Source organism: Nitrosospira sp. CT (assembly GCF_059489795.1).
Genome location: NZ_JCAHZJ010000066.1, coordinates 133,717 through 149,536, shown reverse-complemented (window position 1 = coordinate 149,536; position 15,820 = coordinate 133,717). Strand labels below are relative to the sequence as shown.

The window sequence follows — 15,820 nt, the reverse complement described above, 5'->3', positions numbered from 1 at the left end:
AAATAATTAAAATGCGCTCAATACAACTTCAACGTAAAAAAAGTCCGAACTTCCCGGGCTTCTGCCCAGCGCCGCTATTTGCCGATTGCGCACAAACTCCCCGCTCGTGAAATGCGAGTAACCGATGGTCGTGTCGATGTGCTTTGCCAGCTTGTAGCGTGCCCGGATATCGAAATTGTGTCCGATAAAATCACCGCTGCTTCCCGTAGCATCGCGGTTGGAAAAACCGCCTCCATTAGTTCCGCTGCCTCTGAAGAGGTTATTGAGGCGATCGGTATCGCTAGCCAGCCAGTACCAGCTGTAGCCCCCATCGATACGCAGATCCTTGACCGGCTGGAACTCGAGCTTTACTTTCGGAGATTTGATATTCTCGAAAACGATGTAATCATCCGCCGACCAGGGCCGCGCGAAACCGAAGAACCGCTCAAAGCGGTTATTTACGTTGTCATTGGGATTGCGATCGCCGCTGGCATAACCGTAAAAGGCGCTGATACGCGGTTTCCAGGCGTGTTTGAGCGTATAGCCCAGCTCGGTAATGTATGCATGGGCCTGATGTTCCTGCGTCCCATTCCGGCCAAACTGGTAGATCAGGTTGAAATCGAAATCCAGGCCGGTATCGCCTATCTTGCCGTATCCCCGCAGGCCGGGAGAATGAATATGACGGTCGATTTCGCCCGTCTTGCTGCCGTCCTGCGTCAATCCCATGTAATAAGGCTGGAGCGTGATAAAGTCCGACCATTTGCGCCAGTGACCGATACCGCCATAGAACCATTGGTTCTCGATACGCTCGTCAAATTCCGTCAGCAGCCGCTGGACAGGCTGGTAGGCCCATAAGTCCCCCTCCCAATCGTTGACTTCCTGCCCCAGGTTGATGCGAAAACCTTCGAAGGTATTGGTCGTATTGCGCCATTCATTGCGGCCGATCAGACGTCGGTCGAGAGCCTCATAGGCCATGCGGCCCGCGCGCAACCTGAGCGGCCGCTGCTGTTTCAGGTCGTCCTGACCCAGTGCGCCCTTGAAATACAATTCGGCGTAAGCCTGGATGAGGTCATGCTCATTGAAATCACGGTCATCAGGTGGAAAATGGCCGTTGTAGCGGCGGGAATCCTGGAATTCCACCGCGCCGCGCAGCGGATCAAATATTTCGCGGATACCGAAGTAGGCGCGGGAGCGCAGCAGAAAGGGCTGGTCCAGCCTGAGTTCGGTGCGCCGTATATCGTTGCTGCGGAATTCGTAGCGGGTACGATGATCAATGCCCACATCCAGCCAGTAGATGTCCTTGAAAGCTTCAATGCCGGTTTTGCTCAGGGTGCGCACATAGCGCGGCGGATCGGATTCGGGTTGGGTCGAGTAGCTGCTGGAAGGCCTGAAGTAGCCCGTCGATTTTTTTTCCTCCTTTGTTGCCGCTGCCACTGTTTTTCCAGCCGATGTGTTTCCATCTGATTTGCTGCTTGCTCCCGGGGGATCGGCCTTTCCTTTTCCTTCAACAGGGACAGCACCGTTCTGAGCAAACCTGTTTTCCTGTCCCGTCATTTTGAATTTTTCGGTGTCAATCGCGTTTGCATCTGCCTGAACCCCGCTCCAAGGCAGTACCGTGAGAGCAAACGCAATGACTGTTCCCAGATAAAACTTCATTTCTCTCTCCTGTATCGCCCTCCCGGTTGCCGGGTCAGGTAGCGATATAATCTGTTTAATCTGTTTTATTGGGCCTCCAGTCATTTGGTCGGCTTTCGTGCCTGCGGCTTTCCGGTTTTGCATTATTCCCTTCATTTTCTCTGTCAGCCTCGGTACGCCTCACCCGGATTTTTTCCGGCACTCTATCTGGGTAATCTTGCCGTCATGAATTACCACCTCCACCGAGCCATACTCGATGCTTGCAATGGCATACAGAATCCGTTGTTTAACGTCCACAGGTATCCGCTTGCCTGATTGTCCAGGCTCATAATGCTTTTCTTCCAGATCAATAATTTCGGTGCTGGCCGACATGGTCTAAACAGTTGCAGAGTTTGTGGAAGCGACACGTTATCAGTGACCTCTTATAATTCAAACTAATATCATTTGATTTGCTTATCTGTTTTTTGCATATATAGCGTTACTGAGGGTGGGAAACAGGAACAGTGGGACCAAGGAGGCGGGAAAGCCGATTGATGTATGTTTGGGACTGTGGCAGCACTGTCCAAACCGCATCCAATCTGGGAAAATTACGAGTGCAGTTTTTCAGAAATCGAGACTGAGCCGCGAACGTAAGGAAGAGGCACCGTTACTCGATGAGTATCCTGAGAAGAGGTTGGAGCGGGAATGGGAATAGAGGCAGGAATGGGAATGCTGTCCAGGAAGGAGCAACATAACGTCAACAAACTGCACAAGCGGTTGAGACGGCTTGTGGGTACGGCGATAGCTGATTTCAATATGATCGAACCTGGAGATCGGGTAATGGTGTGTCTCTCAGGCGGAAAAGACAGCTATGTCCTGCTCGATATCCTTCGCAGCCTTCAGGCGCACGCAGCCGTACAATTCGAGCTGATTGCGGTAAATCTGGACCAGAAGCAGCCGGGCTTTCCGGAACACGTATTGCCGAACTATCTCACTTCCGTCGGCATGCCCTTCCGCATTGTCGAGCAGGATACATATAGTGTGGTGAAGCGCCTGATACCGGAGGGGAAAACCACTTGCAGCCTTTGTTCACGCTTGCGCCGCGGGGTCCTGTATCGCGTGGCAGGCGAGCTGGGCGCAACGAAAATCGCGCTGGGCCACCATCGTGATGATATTCTTGAAACCCTGTTTCTCAACCTGTTTCATGGCGGCAAGCTGAAAACCATGCCACCCAAGCTGGTAAGCGATGATGGCAGGCATATCGTCATCCGGCCGCTTGCCTACTGCAAGGAGAAGGACCTGGCTGCCTATGCGGAGATGGAAAATTTTCCGATCATTCCCTGCAACCTGTGCGGGTCACAGAAGAATATGCAGCGCCAGGCAGTAAAGGAAATGCTGCGGCAATGGGATAAAAAGTTTCCCGGCAGGCTGGAAAACATGTTCAGCTCTTTGCAGAACATCCAGCCCTCGCATCTGCTCGATTCCTCGCTTTACGATTTTCATGGACTCAAAACCGGGAACGGGCCAGTTGCCGATGGCGACAGGGCATTCGACCCCGAGCCCTTCGAGCCGGGTATGGAAGAGCTCCTGAACCTGAACAAAGGGTGAAAAATCTATTAAATTCGGCCAACCCTGCAACTGGTGGACAAACCAAGTAAAGCACTCCTCAAATGAGAAAATCACCCGGAACAGTTTTGCAACCAGCTTCGTTGTCAATTTCACCGCTATCAGTTTCACTCTGGCTGGTTTTTATCGGCGTGCTGATCATTGTGCTGCCAGCCCACTCCGCTTTACCTTTCAGTGACACCAAAAATGGTGTGCCGACCCTGGCACCGGTGCTTCAGGATGTAACCCCGGCGGTCGTCAATATTTCCGTGGTGACGCGCTCGGCCATCGAAGAGAATCCCTTGTTTCGGGATCCTTTCTTCCGCCGCTTTTTCAATCTTCCCGAGCAGGAGGCTCGCCCGGAGCGCAGTGTGGGCTCGGGCGTGATCATGGATGCGGGCAACGGCTATGTCGTGACCAACTACCACGTGATCAAGGATGCGCAGCAGGTGGTGGTGACACTCAAGGACAGGCGTCAATTCCAGGCGAAGCTGGTGGGAACGGACCCGGGCACCGATATTGCCCTGCTGAAGATCGATGCCAAGAACCTGAAGGCGTTGCGCCTCGGTGATTCCGAGCTGCTCAACGTGGGGGATTTTGTCATCGCGATCGGGAATCCGTTTGGCCTGGGGCAAACGGTAACTTCGGGCATCGTCAGTGCATTGGGAAGAAGCGGACTGGATATAGAAGGATATGAAGACTTCATCCAGACCGACGCCTCCATCAATCCGGGCAACTCCGGTGGCGCTCTCGTCAATCTCAAGGGGGAGCTGATCGGTATCAACACCGCCATCATCGGTCCTGCGGGCGGCAACGTCGGCATCGGCTTCGCGGTCCCCAGTGTGATGGTGAAGGCAGTCCTCGATCAGATCCTACGCTTCGGCGAGGTACGCCGCGGCAGGCTGGGCGCGAGCAGCGAAGACATTACGCACGACCTGGCGGCCTCGCTAGGGTTGCCTTCCACGGAAGGCGCCATCATCAGCGCGATTGAGGCGGGATCACCCGCCGAAAAAGCCGGGATGAAACCGCGCGATGTGATAACGACTGTCAACGGAAAACCTGTGCGGAACTCGATTGATTTGCGCAACAAGGTTGGACTGATGCCCATCGGGGAGACGCTGGATCTCGGGTTGATCAGGAATGGGAAGCGGCTGACTGCCAAAGTAAAGATCGCCAAGCTGGCGGAGGTTTCCAGTGCAGGTGCGGAGGTCGTGCCCGAGGTTTCAGGCGCAACCGTGGCGAACCTGAAACCTGGCGCCCGCCGGGGAATTGAGGGCGTGATGGTAACAGACGTGGAAGTCAATAGTCCTGCTTGGCAGCGCGGCATCCGGCCGGGTGATCTCATCATTGGCGTCAATCGCCGGCAGGTCCGTTCGGTTCAGGAGTTGCTTGCTGCTCTCAAGGCCAGCAGCCAGGGAAGCCTTATTCTAAGCCTGATACGAGGCGACTTCAGGGTGACTATCAGGATCAAGTAAATCCGTTTCCTGAAACATCCTGAAACTGAATCGCTTCCGATAGCCTCTTTAGCCGCTCACCGAGGCTTCAAAATACACAGTCTCTCGCTTTCCTTGCGGGCTCGCCGGAGGCGCCCCTCATCCACGGGAATGCCCGAGTTCGCGGTATAATCCCCAGCTTTATGGCAGAAAGCCGAGCTTATGCAGGAAAAATATCACCCACAGGAAACCGAGTCGGAAGCGCAACAGTACTGGCAGCAAACCGCCGCATTCAAGGCTGTGGAAGCGCCGGAAAAGCGGAAATACTACTGCCTTTCGATGTTTCCTTATCCCTCTGGCAAGTTGCATATGGGGCATGTGCGCAACTATACCATTGGCGATGTGCTGTCGCGCTATTACCGCATGCAGGGTTACAACGTGTTGCAGCCCATGGGCTGGGATGCGTTCGGCCTGCCGGCAGAGAATGCGGCAATGCAAAACAATGTGCCACCGGCAAGGTGGACCTATGACAACATTGCCTATATGCGCAAGCAATTGCAGAGCCTGGGGCTGGCAATAGACTGGGACCGCGAGCTTGCCACCTGCCAGCCGGATTACTACCGGTGGAATCAGTGGCTGTTTCTGCGCATGCTGGAAAAGGGCCTCGCCTACAGAACGACGGGTATCGTGAACTGGGACCCTGTCGACCAGACAGTGCTTGCCAATGAGCAGGTAATCGACGGGCGCGGCTGGCGTACCGGGGCTCTGGTGGAAAAGCACGAAATCCCGATGTATTACATGAAGATCACCGCATATGCCGATGAGCTGCTGGAAGCGCTGAATACGCTTCCAGGCTGGCCGGAGCGGGTGAGAACCATGCAGGCCAACTGGATCGGCAAGAGCTTCGGTGTCGAAGTCCGCTTTCCTGCTGATGCCGAGTCAGGCATGCCGCAGGACCTGAAGGTTTTTACGACTCGTGCAGATACCTTGTTTGGCGTAACGTATGTGGCTGTCGCGGCTGAGCATCCTGTCGCTCAGCACGCAGCGAAAAGTAATGCGGCCCTTGCTGCATTTATCGAGGAATGCAGGCAGGGCGCGATGATGGAAGCGGAACTCGCTACCCAGGAAAAGAAGGGCAGGGATACCGGGTTGTACGTTATCCATCCCCTGACCGGGGCCAGATTGCCCGTCTGGATAGCCAACTATGTGCTGATGGGCTATGGGGAAGGGGCGGTGATGGCGGTTCCCGCCCACGATGAACGCGATTTCGAGTTTGCCACCCAATATTCGCTGCCGATCCGGCCCGTGATCAAGCCTGTCGACTCCGACCTGCCAGTGCCGCTTGCACAGGCATATGTGGAACACGGCATTACGTTCGATTCAGGCGAATTCTCCGGTCTCGCGTTCCAGAACGCAGTGGATGCGATCGCTGCCGCCTTGCAACAGAAGGGAATGGGCGAGAAACGCGTCCATTACCGCCTGCGCGACTGGGGTATTTCCCGGCAGCGTTATTGGGGCTGCCCCATTCCTCTCGTCTATTGCGATGCGTGCGGCGTAGTGCCAGTGCCGGATGAACAGCTTCCCGTAGTGCTTCCGGAAGATCTGGTACCCGATGGCTCGGGCAACCCGCTTGCTAAAACGCCATCGTTTTACGAGTGTTCCTGCCCGCGCTGCGGGCAGCCCGCGCGCCGGGAAACCGACACGATGGATACCTTCGTCGATTCGTCATGGTATTACATCCGTTACGCCTGCACCGACCAGCACCACGCCATGGTGGATGCACGCGTGGATTACTGGCTCCCCGTTGATCAATATATTGGCGGAATCGAACATGCCATCCTGCATCTGCTCTACTCGCGTTTCTGGAGCAAGGTCATGCGCGATCTCGGACTGGTGCTGTTCGACGAGCCGTTTGCCAATCTGCTGACTCAGGGCATGGTGCTCAATGAGATCATGTTCCGGAAAACGGAAAGTGGACGCATCGTCTATTTCAACCCTGCGGATGTGGACATCCAGACCGACGAGCAGGGAAGAAAAATCGGAGCAGTGCTGCGCGCCGACGGCCAGCCGGTTGAAGCAGGCGGCATCGGCACGATGTCGAAATCCCGCAACAACGGCGTCGACCCGCAAAAACTCGTCGAGCAATACGGGGCGGATACAGCCCGGCTCTTCATGATGTTCGCCAGCCCGCCCGAGCAGACCCTTGAATGGGCGGATGCCGGAGTAGAAGGCGCATTCCGCTTTCTGAAGCGATTATGGAAACAGGTTTACGATCATCTGCAACAAAGCGGCGCAGTGAATGGTCCAACCCTGGTTGCAGGTCTCAGTCCTGAACTCAAGGCCTTGCGTTTTCAGCTGCACCAGACCATCGCCAAGGTGGGCGATGATCTGGGCAGGCGGCATACCTTCAATACCGCGATTGCAGCCGTAATGGAATTGATGAACGCTCTCGGAAAATTGCAGGATTCGAGCCCGCCTGCGCGCGGATTGATGCAGGAAGCACTGGAAAATATTGTCCTGCTGCTATCGCCCATCGTTCCCCACATCTGCCATGCCCTCTGGCGTGAACTCAGGCCGGGAACCGAACTGCTCGATCAGCCGTGGCCGCGAGCAGACAGCGCAGCGCTCGTGCAGGATGAGATTGAACTGATCGTTCAGGTCAATGGCAAGTTGCGCGGGAAGATACGGGTTGCCGCAGATACAAAACCGGTAGTCATCGAGCAGCTTGCGCTGGAGAATGAACAGGTGCGAAGATTCCTGGATGGAAAAGCAGTTAAAAAAGTGGTGATGGTGCCAGGGAAACTGATCAATATCGTCATTTGAAGACACAGAAAGATACAGAAACCGGAACTCGAGGATTGCCGATGAAAAAAATCCTGTTGCTTGCATGCTGTCTTTTGCTCGCGGCATGCGGCTTCCAGTTGCGCGGCACTGCAGCGCTTCCGTTTGATACGCTTTATATTTCCTTTCCGCAAGGACATCCCATCGGTACCGACCTCAGGCGCCTCGTTAGAGCGAGCACAAACACTCGCCTCGTCGACAACCGGAAAAAGGCCCAGGCCATACTGGAGATTCTCAGCGTCACCAATGACAGGCAGATCATGTCCGTGTCAGGCGGGGGGCGCGTTCTGGAGTTTGAACTACGGTACCGGGTTTCCTTCCGTCTGGTCGATGCCAAAGGGGAGGAAATCATTCCCACCAATGAACTGGCCCTGCGCCGGATCATGCCTTTTACCAATCAGCAGGTGGTCGCCAAGGAGGGGGAAGAGGCAATGCTCGTGCGGGAAATGCAGAGTGATTCGGCAGATCAGATCGTGCGACGCCTTGGAGCAGTCAAGGTGGCGGAACTGAATAAGTCTCCACAGGTGAATCCCTGACTGTCGCTCCTGTGTTGCGGTAACTTGAAGGCGAAGGCATGCGTATTGCGCCCGAACAGCTTGCGCGGCATCTCGAGAAACAGCTTGCGCCGCTCTATGCGGTCTCCGGCGACGAATTACTTCTGGCAATCGAAGCTGCCGACCTGATTCGTGCAAAAGCGCGTCAGGGCGGATATATCGAACGGGAGATTTTCAACGTCGATAGCCACTTCAACTGGGTAGAGCTGGAACGGTGCAGCAACAGCCTGTCGCTGTTCGGCGAAAGACGTATAATCGATCTGCGCATCCCCTCGGGCAAGCCGGGCAACCAGGGCAGCGCCGTTTTGGAGAAATACTGCCGCGCCCTGCCGCCAGATACCGTCACACTCGTTACCCTGCCCAGGGTCGACCAGCAAGGTGCGGCAACCAGATGGTTCAAGGCGCTTGATGCCGCAGGAGCAGTCATTACGGTTTATCCGGTAGAACGCGGTCGATTGCCTGCATGGATAGGTCAACGGCTGGCCATGCAAGGGCAGAATGCCGATGTCGACACGCTGCAATTTCTTGCCGACAAGGTGGAGGGCAACCTGCTCGCAGCCTATCAGGAACTCAAGAAACTTGCGTTGCTTTATCCGCCCGGAATGCTGTCGTTCGAGCAGGTGAAGGATGCCGTGCTCGATGTCGCCCGCTATGATGCATTCAAATTATCCGATGCGATGGTTGCCGGGGATACTGCCCGCTATGCGCGCATCCTGGAGGTTTTGCAGGGTGAAGGCATGGCGTTGCCGTTGGTCGTCAATACGCTGGCGGGGCAGATCCGTCTTCTTGTCGCGATTCGCACGGGACTCGATGCAGGGAAACCGCTGCGGCAATTGATCAGCCAGGCTCGGGTATGGCAGGACCGACAGAAAATAATGGAGAACGCCGCTCACCGCCTGAACCTTGAACAGTTGACATCGGCCTTGTCGCATGCCGCTAAAATAGACAGAGTCGGCAAGGGCGTTGCAAGCGGCGATCCCTGGGATGAGTTGCTGCAACTGGGATTACGTTTTACGAAGATCGGACAGCGGCAGTAGTTAAAGCATGGCAAAAACGCTGACACAAACGGAGGATAGCCGACCTACCGCTATTGGATTCGCCATCGGCGAACGCCGGAGTGAGGAATTCCGGTACCGGACCCGTCAAGACGCCGTCATATCTGCGAAAGCGGGTATCCAGACTTTCACTAATTTTATTCCGGACAATAGTGGGGTTTGACCCCGAATCCAGTTCCGGAACCACTGGTTACTCCTGCAATTTTAATTTACTGTCTGAATGGAACCATTGACATGGACATCATCGACATCAAGACCTATATGCATTCCCTCGGGCGCGAAGCCCGAGCCGCCTCGCGCCTGATTGCCAAAGCGGAAACCGCAGCCAGGAACCGGGCGCTCACACAGATGGCGATGGCTATAAAACGGGAAGAGCAGCAGCTGCTGGCAGCGAATGCCAGGGACGTGGAAAATGCGAAAAAACGGGGATTGGAATCGGCAATGATAGACCGGTTGACGCTCACGCCCAAAAGCATAGCGAGCATGGCCGAAGGTTTGCTGCAAATTGCAGCGTTAGCCGATCCGGTGGGTGAAATAAGCGATTTGAATTACCGTCCCTCCGGCATACAGGTCGGAAAAATGCGCGTGCCGCTGGGCGTGATCGGCATCATTTATGAAGCGCGTCCCAACGTCACGGCAGATGCCGCAGGGTTGTGCCTCAAGGCGGGTAACGCAGCGATACTGCGCGGGGGGTCGGAAGCCATTCACAGCAATCAGGCAATCGCGGCGTGTGTCAGGGAAGGGCTTAAGACCGCCGGTTTGCCTGAAACGGCGATCCAGGTTATCGAAACGACCGACCGGGCTGCCGTGGGTGAACTCGTCACCATGAAAGAATTTGTCGATGTCATTGTGCCCCGCGGCGGCAAGGGGTTGATCGAGCGCATTTCGAATGAAGCGCGCATTCCCGTCATCAAGCACCTGGACGGCGTATGTCATATTTATATCGACGAAGGTGCCGACCTGGAAAAGGCCATTTGCGTTGCTGACAACGCCAAGACCCAGCGCTACGGCACCTGCAACACGCTCGAAACATTGCTGGTGCATGAGAATATTGCCGGGGAAGTGCTGCCGCCGCTGTGCAGAATCTATCTGGACAAGGGCGTGGAACTGCGCGGCGATCCGGCCTCGCAGACGATCATTCCGGAAATGAAGGAAGCAAAGGAGGAAGACTGGTATACGGAATATCTTGCGCCTGTCCTGAGCGTGCGCGTGGTAAGCAGTCTCGATCAGGCCGTCGAACACATCACGACTTACGGCTCCCAACACACTGATTCCATCATTACCGAGAATTACAGTAACGCGCGCCGTTTCCTGCGCGAAGTGGATTCCAGTTCCGTCATGGTGAATGCCTCCACCCGCTTCGCGGACGGGTTCGAGTATGGCCTCGGCGCGGAAATCGGTATCTCCACCGATAAGCTCCATGCTCGCGGCCCGGTGGGACTGGAAGGATTGACCAGCCAGAAATTCATCGTCCTGGGTGACGGGCATATCCGGCAGTAGGTTTCCAGGAATAAGGTTCAATTTTATTTGCTTAAACTAATAAGGTTTTCATGGCTCAGCTCACCGAAATCAAAGTACCGGATATTGGCGACTTCAAGGATGTCGCAGTGATTGAAGTGCTGGTGAAACCCGGCGATACAGTGGAAAAGGAAACTTCGCTTATCACACTGGAAACCGATAAGGCATCCATCGAAGTTCCTTCGCCGCAAGCCGGGGTGGTAAAAGAACTCAAGGTCAAGGTCGGCGACAAGGTTTCGGAAGGCTCGGTCATACTCATGCTGGAGGTCCCAGCAGCGGAAGCGGCTGCCCCTGCTGAAACCGCCGAATTTGTCAGCAATCCTGCTGCTGTGAGCAAGCAGGAAGAGCCGGCTGAGAAGCCTGCTTCCGACGTTGCTCTTCCATCGGAAAAAGAGGAAGAAGAGGAAGCACCGACCTCAGCCGCTGCCCCTGCCCCTGCCCCCCAATCCGTAGCGCCACCCACTGCGCCTTCGGTTTCACAAGGTGATATTCATGCCGATGTAGTGGTGCTGGGTGCAGGACCGGGTGGCTATACCGCCGCGTTCCGTGCTGCCGATCTCGGCAAGAATGTTGTCTTGATCGAGCGCTACCCCACGCTTGGTGGCGTCTGTCTCAATGTGGGGTGCATTCCATCCAAGGCGTTGCTGCATGTGGCGAAAGTCATCACCGATGCCGAGGAAACGGCACAGCAGGGTATCGCTTTCGCTAAGCCCGGCATAGAAATAGACAAGCTGCGGGGGTGGAAGGAATCCATTATTGGCAAACTCACCAAGGGACTGGCGGGGCTGGCGAAGCAGCGCAAGGTGAAGGTGGTGCGGGGAACAGGCAAATTCACTTCGCCCAATATAATCGAGGTGGAAACATCGGACGGAAAAAAAACGGTGTCGTTCGAGCACTGCATCATTGCCGCGGGTTCTACTGCCGCTCGCATTCCAGGCTTCCCCTACGATGACCCGCGCATCATCGATTCCACCGGCGCACTCAAGCTGGAGGACATCCCCCAGCGCATGCTGATCATCGGCGGCGGCATTATCGGCCTCGAAATGGCGACGGTCTACGACGCACTCGGCAGCAGGATCAGTGTCGTCGAATTGATGGATCAACTGATTCCCGGTGCGGACGCTGATCTCATCCGGCCGCTGCACAAACGCATACAGAAACGCTATGAAGCCATCTACCTCAAAACCAAAGTCACCGGAATCGAAGCTCTGGAAGAAGGATTGAAGGTCACGTTCGAAGGCGCATCGGAAGGCAACACTGAGGGCACTGAGGCACCCGAACCGCAAGTATACGACCGGATCCTGATGGCGGTAGGACGCCGGCCAAATGGCCGCGAAATTGGCGCAGAAAATGCGGGTATCATCGTGAACGACCGTGGCTTCATCCCGGTGGATAAGCAGTTGCAAACCAACGTCTCGCATATCTTCGCCATAGGCGACATCGTCGGCGAACCGATGCTGGCGCACAAGGCATCGCATGAAGGCAAACTGGCGGCGGAAATCATCGCCGGCGGCGATAAGATGAAGTCCGCAGTATTCGACGCCCGTGCCATTCCTTCAGTAGCGTACACCGACCCTGAAATCGCCTGGATGGGCCTCACCGAAACCGAAGCCAGAAAGCAAGGTGTCGAATTCGAAAAAGCGGTGTTTCCGTGGGCCGCCAGTAGCCGCGCATTGGCAATGGCCCGCGACGAAGGCGTGACCAAGTTACTGCTGGACAAGAAGACACGACGCATTCTTGGTGCAGGCATCGTAGGCATCAATGCCGGCGAACTGATATCCGAAACCGTACTGGGATTGGAAATGGGCGCGGATATGGAAGATATCGGCCTTACCATTCATCCGCATCCGACTCTGTCCGAAACCGTATTCTTTGCGGCCGAGATTGCCGAGGGGACGATTACAGATCTTTATATGCCGAGGAAGTAGCGCCGGTTCGTTTTCCTGATCAATGGAGTCTGGCTCCATTGATCTTTCGGCAGCGTTTTCACCCTGCGGGGTTGGATGAAAAGCGTGTGGATAAACAGGCTACCTAATTGGTTCACTGGTCAGGCCGTTATTGACCGCCTCCTCTGATGCTTACTGGTTTGTCCACGCTACTGGTTACTGTTTCACAGGGCGAAGATTCACATGATTGAATGAACAAATTCGCCATTACACGCCTCTTCCCGCCGTGCCAGGGTATATTCGAGGCGTGAGCTCCAGCTTTAAAGGGGTGCAATTGGCCATCACAGATCGGTTGGACCCCAAAAAACCCGCTTGCAGCAACCTGACGTCCAGATGCTTGCGACACGTTCACCGTTATGGTCGCGAATGCAGATTCCGCTTGAGGGAGAGGACTGCAACTGTAGGTTCCACTAATTGTAACAACCAAACGATCGCTAGAGAGGGTTGCGTCGGGATTGATCGTAAGCGTCGCGCTTAATGGATCTGCTGCAGCCTTGCCGCTAAAGAGAAGAACTGCAGCCATAAACTAAACTACCACCTACTAGAAGTAGGTGGGTTAGCGCAGCTTGGGTGCAGACGACTAAAGTCGCCTATCCGCACCAAGCTAGCGCGCATGAGTCGACACATTTAAAGTCAAAGTCACCGTCTAAAGACGGTGGTTTTTACCAAATTTATAGAAATAAAAGGGTATTTTCTTATTCATAACTTAATCTCCTATTAACTGCTGCTGGTGGGAAAGATTCGGCACAATCTGTACTTGCTTCTTTTTCAGCCTGGTCAGCGTTGCGGCAGGAACACCGAAAGTTGGAAAGTCCCAGTCTAAATATGTTTAGGCCTTCAGGCGCCCCAAATTATTTTTAGTACAGCGGATTCCAGATAACAAGGAAGTGTTCGAATTTGATTAAAAAAGCAACCAAGGAGTAACATCAATAAAGTCCAAGTAGACTCAGTCTCGATTGATTCTGTACCTACTATTTGAGGAAGTGAACGCCCTTCGTTACTTTTATTTTTCGACCAATCGAGCCTGACCCCATTAATCCTTACTCAAGAGCAGGTACTGGATCAATGGGACTCTATTGATCGGTCTGACCTTGGCGCTATAAACATTCCATAAACGCCAAGGCGTGATTGTCGCTTTCCAATCTTTAAGTTAGGGTCTTGGCTTCAAGTGCCCATTGCATCTATTTCCGTAGCTTCCGGTCCTTCAGTGTGTGTAAATTCCTCACTATCCTCATAAGCCAGATGCGTTGTGCCGGTAGCCCTGATGAGCGCGCCAGCGGCGAGTCCCGTTATCAGGGCGAGCACGACACTGAAGACGATGCCGATAAATTGGGCAACTGCTATGCCGGGCACGACCAGGATAGCAACGAATGCACCCAGCAATCCTGGCATTCCATGCAGATTATGGACTCCACAGGTGTCAACGATCTTGAAGCGTCTCTCCAGTGCAGGTTGAATGAACACAAATCCGATGACGCTGACGGCTCCGGCGAGCAGGCCGATCCCAAAAGCACCTGTCGGTGACACGATATTGCAGGTCGAACCGATCGCTACTCCGCCGGCCAGCGCCGCATTCGCCATATCGACCATCGAGGTTTTGCCTTTATGGAAATATGTGCTCAAGAAGTACGTGGTGATCGTGGCGCCACACAGTGCGAGTACCGTGTTGACCACCGTCTGCGGCATTTGCTCAAAGGGAACGATGGCGGTGGCGAAACTAGGCCAGAAAAGCCACAGGACCATTGAACCAAGCATTGCGAATCGATCAGAAGTCGGGTCCGACTCAATCGGCTGGCTTCGTTGTCGCGCCGTCGTCAGTGCAAGGGATAACCCCAGGCCAAAATATGCCCCGAAGGCGTGTATGATGATCGACCCCGCAGTATCCTGAAATCCCTCAGTCATACCCATTCCGTTATCCAGCACCAGCCATTCGTTCAAGAGATAAGCGGGAATCAGGAACAGCGCCAGCAGTGCGTATTGGAAAACGCGGAGACGACCGAGGACCGCGCCCATGGCAATCAACCCGGACGCCACGGCGAATTCAGCAAAAAGCAATGCCTGCACCGTGTTCGGAGCAATTTCGTGGGCAAATACTCCATTTGCGCGAAGCAGCATATAAAGCGGAAGACCGACAGCCACCACCAGATATGTTCCGGTCGTGGCCCCAAATCCATATCTTTTGACAAATACCATGAGGAAGCCGAAACCCACCAGCAACATGGCGAGGATATGAATTACATAATTGTATTGAGCTACCTGTCGCGCCTCGTTAAGCTCGGGCGCAGTGCCCCCCTCGCTCGCCCAGGCACTTAAATACAGCAGAAAAAAACCGGCTGTGCCACACAGCGTCATGCAGAGACTTTTTTTCATTTTTCCCCCCATAGTGTTTACGGTTATCTGACTTGCCCAGGCACAGTGTGAACCTCAATAGCCTTAAGCACAATGGGGACATTTCAATAAAACGGACTTCAATAAAAAAAAGAAACACGATGCCGGGACTTCAAAGTCTCAGCAGGAGCAGGCTGGACGTTCGTCGTATGGGGAGGGGAAGAAGGGCAGGGTTGTGTAGCGAAATTCAAGAAGGACGACACGAAAACTCCCCTTCCTAGAGCCTCTCCCCTGAATGATATCTGCGATAGAGATCGAGAACCTTCGGCACATAAGTCCTCGTCTCCTGAAATGGCGGAATCCGGTTGCCATACTTGACGACGTTGTTTTCCCCAGCATTGTAAGCGGCCAAAGTCAAACTCAAGTTGCCGTTGAACATTCTCAGCAGCTCTGTGAGATATCTCGCACCGCCATGGAGATTCTGCACGGGATCGAAACGATCTGTGACACCGTATCTCTGGGCAGTTTCAGGCATGAGTTGCATCAGGCCCGCTGCGCCCTTTTTTGAAACCGCCTTGGGGTTGTAGGCAGATTCGACAGTGATCACGGCATGGAGCAGCGCGTCTTCGAGGGCGTGGGCGCGGGCGACTTCCTTGATTACCGGCGCATATTGCGTCTTGAGCGATGCGATCAGATGCCCGTTATTTGAAGCTGTCCGTGATTTCCCGGGGTTGGTGCTGCTCCCCATGAATGGAATATACCGTTCATCCGTCGGCACATTGGTAAAATGCACCACGCCATGGTCATCCGTAAACGAGTAGATGACCTCTGCCCAGGCTGACTGTATTAATCCGAAACCCAGTAACAATGCCACGGTCGGCAATATCGATTGTTTCAAGTTCATAAAACCGAGGAGTCTGCTTTTTCGCCTTTTTGCATGCCCAGAA

12 protein-coding genes are annotated in these 15,820 nt (G+C 54.5%); 7 read left to right on the top strand and 5 right to left on the bottom strand.

Annotation, left to right across the window (positions count from 1 at the left end; translation table 11 throughout):
• Nucleotides 1–6 precede the first annotated feature (6 nt).
• A complete protein-coding gene (locus AC52W5_RS12135; RefSeq protein ID WP_495671180.1) occupies nt 7–1,635 on the bottom strand; it encodes an alginate export family protein in 1,629 nt (542 codons plus the stop codon).
• Between the two features lie 159 nt (nt 1,636–1,794).
• Nucleotides 1,795–1,986, bottom strand: a complete 192-nt coding sequence (locus AC52W5_RS12130; protein ID WP_495671179.1) for a YezD family protein — start codon at nt 1,984–1,986, stop codon at nt 1,795–1,797.
• A 312-nt stretch (nt 1,987–2,298) separates the two neighbouring features.
• Between AC52W5_RS12130 and ttcA the strand changes: the two genes are divergently transcribed.
• From ttcA to lpdA, 7 genes are all read left to right on the top strand, one after another.
• On the top strand, nt 2,299–3,201 hold the full coding sequence (gene ttcA, locus AC52W5_RS12125; protein ID WP_495671178.1) for a tRNA 2-thiocytidine(32) synthetase TtcA: 903 nt from the start codon (nt 2,299–2,301) through the stop codon (nt 3,199–3,201).
• A gap of 101 nt (nt 3,202–3,302) precedes the next feature.
• On the top strand, nt 3,303–4,673 hold the full coding sequence (locus tag AC52W5_RS12120; RefSeq protein WP_495671177.1) for a DegQ family serine endoprotease: 1,371 nt from the start codon (nt 3,303–3,305) through the stop codon (nt 4,671–4,673).
• 180 nt (nt 4,674–4,853) lie between these two features.
• Nucleotides 4,854–7,454 (top strand): leucine--tRNA ligase, encoded by a 2,601-nt coding sequence (leuS, locus tag AC52W5_RS12115; protein WP_495671176.1) that lies wholly within the window; start codon nt 4,854–4,856, stop codon nt 7,452–7,454.
• A 41-nt stretch (nt 7,455–7,495) separates the two neighbouring features.
• Entirely contained in the window at nt 7,496–8,008 is a 513-nt protein-coding gene (locus AC52W5_RS12110; protein WP_107761065.1) for an LPS-assembly lipoprotein LptE, read from the top strand.
• Nucleotides 8,009–8,046: 38 nt separating this feature from the next.
• Nucleotides 8,047–9,063 carry a DNA polymerase III subunit delta gene (gene holA, locus AC52W5_RS12105; protein WP_495671175.1) on the top strand — a complete coding sequence of 339 codons (1,017 nt, stop codon included), beginning with the start codon at nt 8,047–8,049 and terminating at the stop codon, nt 9,061–9,063.
• Between the two features lie 252 nt (nt 9,064–9,315).
• The gene (locus AC52W5_RS12100) at nt 9,316–10,581 is read left to right on the top strand and encodes a glutamate-5-semialdehyde dehydrogenase (protein WP_495671174.1); all 1,266 of its coding nucleotides are present in this window, start codon (nt 9,316–9,318) and stop codon (nt 10,579–10,581) included.
• A 50-nt stretch (nt 10,582–10,631) separates the two neighbouring features.
• Nucleotides 10,632–12,527, top strand: coding sequence for a dihydrolipoyl dehydrogenase (lpdA, locus tag AC52W5_RS12095; RefSeq protein ID WP_495671173.1), 1,896 nt, complete (start codon nt 10,632–10,634; stop codon nt 12,525–12,527).
• 127 nt (nt 12,528–12,654) lie between these two features.
• Here lpdA and AC52W5_RS12090 read toward each other — a convergent pair whose 3' ends face one another.
• From AC52W5_RS12090 to AC52W5_RS12080, 3 genes are all read right to left on the bottom strand, one after another.
• A complete protein-coding gene (locus AC52W5_RS12090) occupies nt 12,655–13,068 on the bottom strand; it encodes a DUF6299 family protein (RefSeq protein WP_495671172.1) in 414 nt (137 codons plus the stop codon).
• A gap of 641 nt (nt 13,069–13,709) precedes the next feature.
• Nucleotides 13,710–14,915 (bottom strand): ammonium transporter, encoded by a 1,206-nt coding sequence (locus AC52W5_RS12085; RefSeq protein ID WP_495671171.1) that lies wholly within the window; start codon nt 14,913–14,915, stop codon nt 13,710–13,712.
• A 235-nt stretch (nt 14,916–15,150) separates the two neighbouring features.
• A complete protein-coding gene (locus tag AC52W5_RS12080; protein ID WP_495671170.1) occupies nt 15,151–15,777 on the bottom strand; it encodes a transglycosylase SLT domain-containing protein in 627 nt (208 codons plus the stop codon).
• Nucleotides 15,778–15,820 lie beyond the last annotated feature (43 nt).

Excerpts from the sequence above, each read along its gene's own strand:
- lpdA (WP_495671173.1), top strand. The coding sequence starts at position 10,632 with ATGGCTCAGCTCACCGAAATCAAAGTACCGGATATTGGCGACTTCAAG.
- AC52W5_RS12080 (WP_495671170.1), bottom strand. The coding sequence starts at position 15,777 with ATGAACTTGAAACAATCGATATTGCCGACCGTGGCATTGTTACTGGGT.
- AC52W5_RS12130 (WP_495671179.1), bottom strand. The coding sequence starts at position 1,986 with ATGTCGGCCAGCACCGAAATTATTGATCTGGAAGAAAAGCATTATGAG.
- AC52W5_RS12090 (WP_495671172.1), bottom strand. The coding sequence starts at position 13,068 with ATGGCTGCAGTTCTTCTCTTTAGCGGCAAGGCTGCAGCAGATCCATTA.
- AC52W5_RS12110 (WP_107761065.1), top strand. The coding sequence starts at position 7,496 with ATGAAAAAAATCCTGTTGCTTGCATGCTGTCTTTTGCTCGCGGCATGC.
- AC52W5_RS12085 (WP_495671171.1), bottom strand. The coding sequence starts at position 14,915 with ATGAAAAAAAGTCTCTGCATGACGCTGTGTGGCACAGCCGGTTTTTTT.
- leuS (WP_495671176.1), top strand. The coding sequence starts at position 4,854 with ATGCAGGAAAAATATCACCCACAGGAAACCGAGTCGGAAGCGCAACAG.
- ttcA (WP_495671178.1), top strand. The coding sequence starts at position 2,299 with ATGGGAATAGAGGCAGGAATGGGAATGCTGTCCAGGAAGGAGCAACAT.
- holA (WP_495671175.1), top strand. The coding sequence starts at position 8,047 with ATGCGTATTGCGCCCGAACAGCTTGCGCGGCATCTCGAGAAACAGCTT.
- AC52W5_RS12135 (WP_495671180.1), bottom strand. The coding sequence starts at position 1,635 with ATGAAGTTTTATCTGGGAACAGTCATTGCGTTTGCTCTCACGGTACTG.
- AC52W5_RS12100 (WP_495671174.1), top strand. The coding sequence starts at position 9,316 with ATGGACATCATCGACATCAAGACCTATATGCATTCCCTCGGGCGCGAA.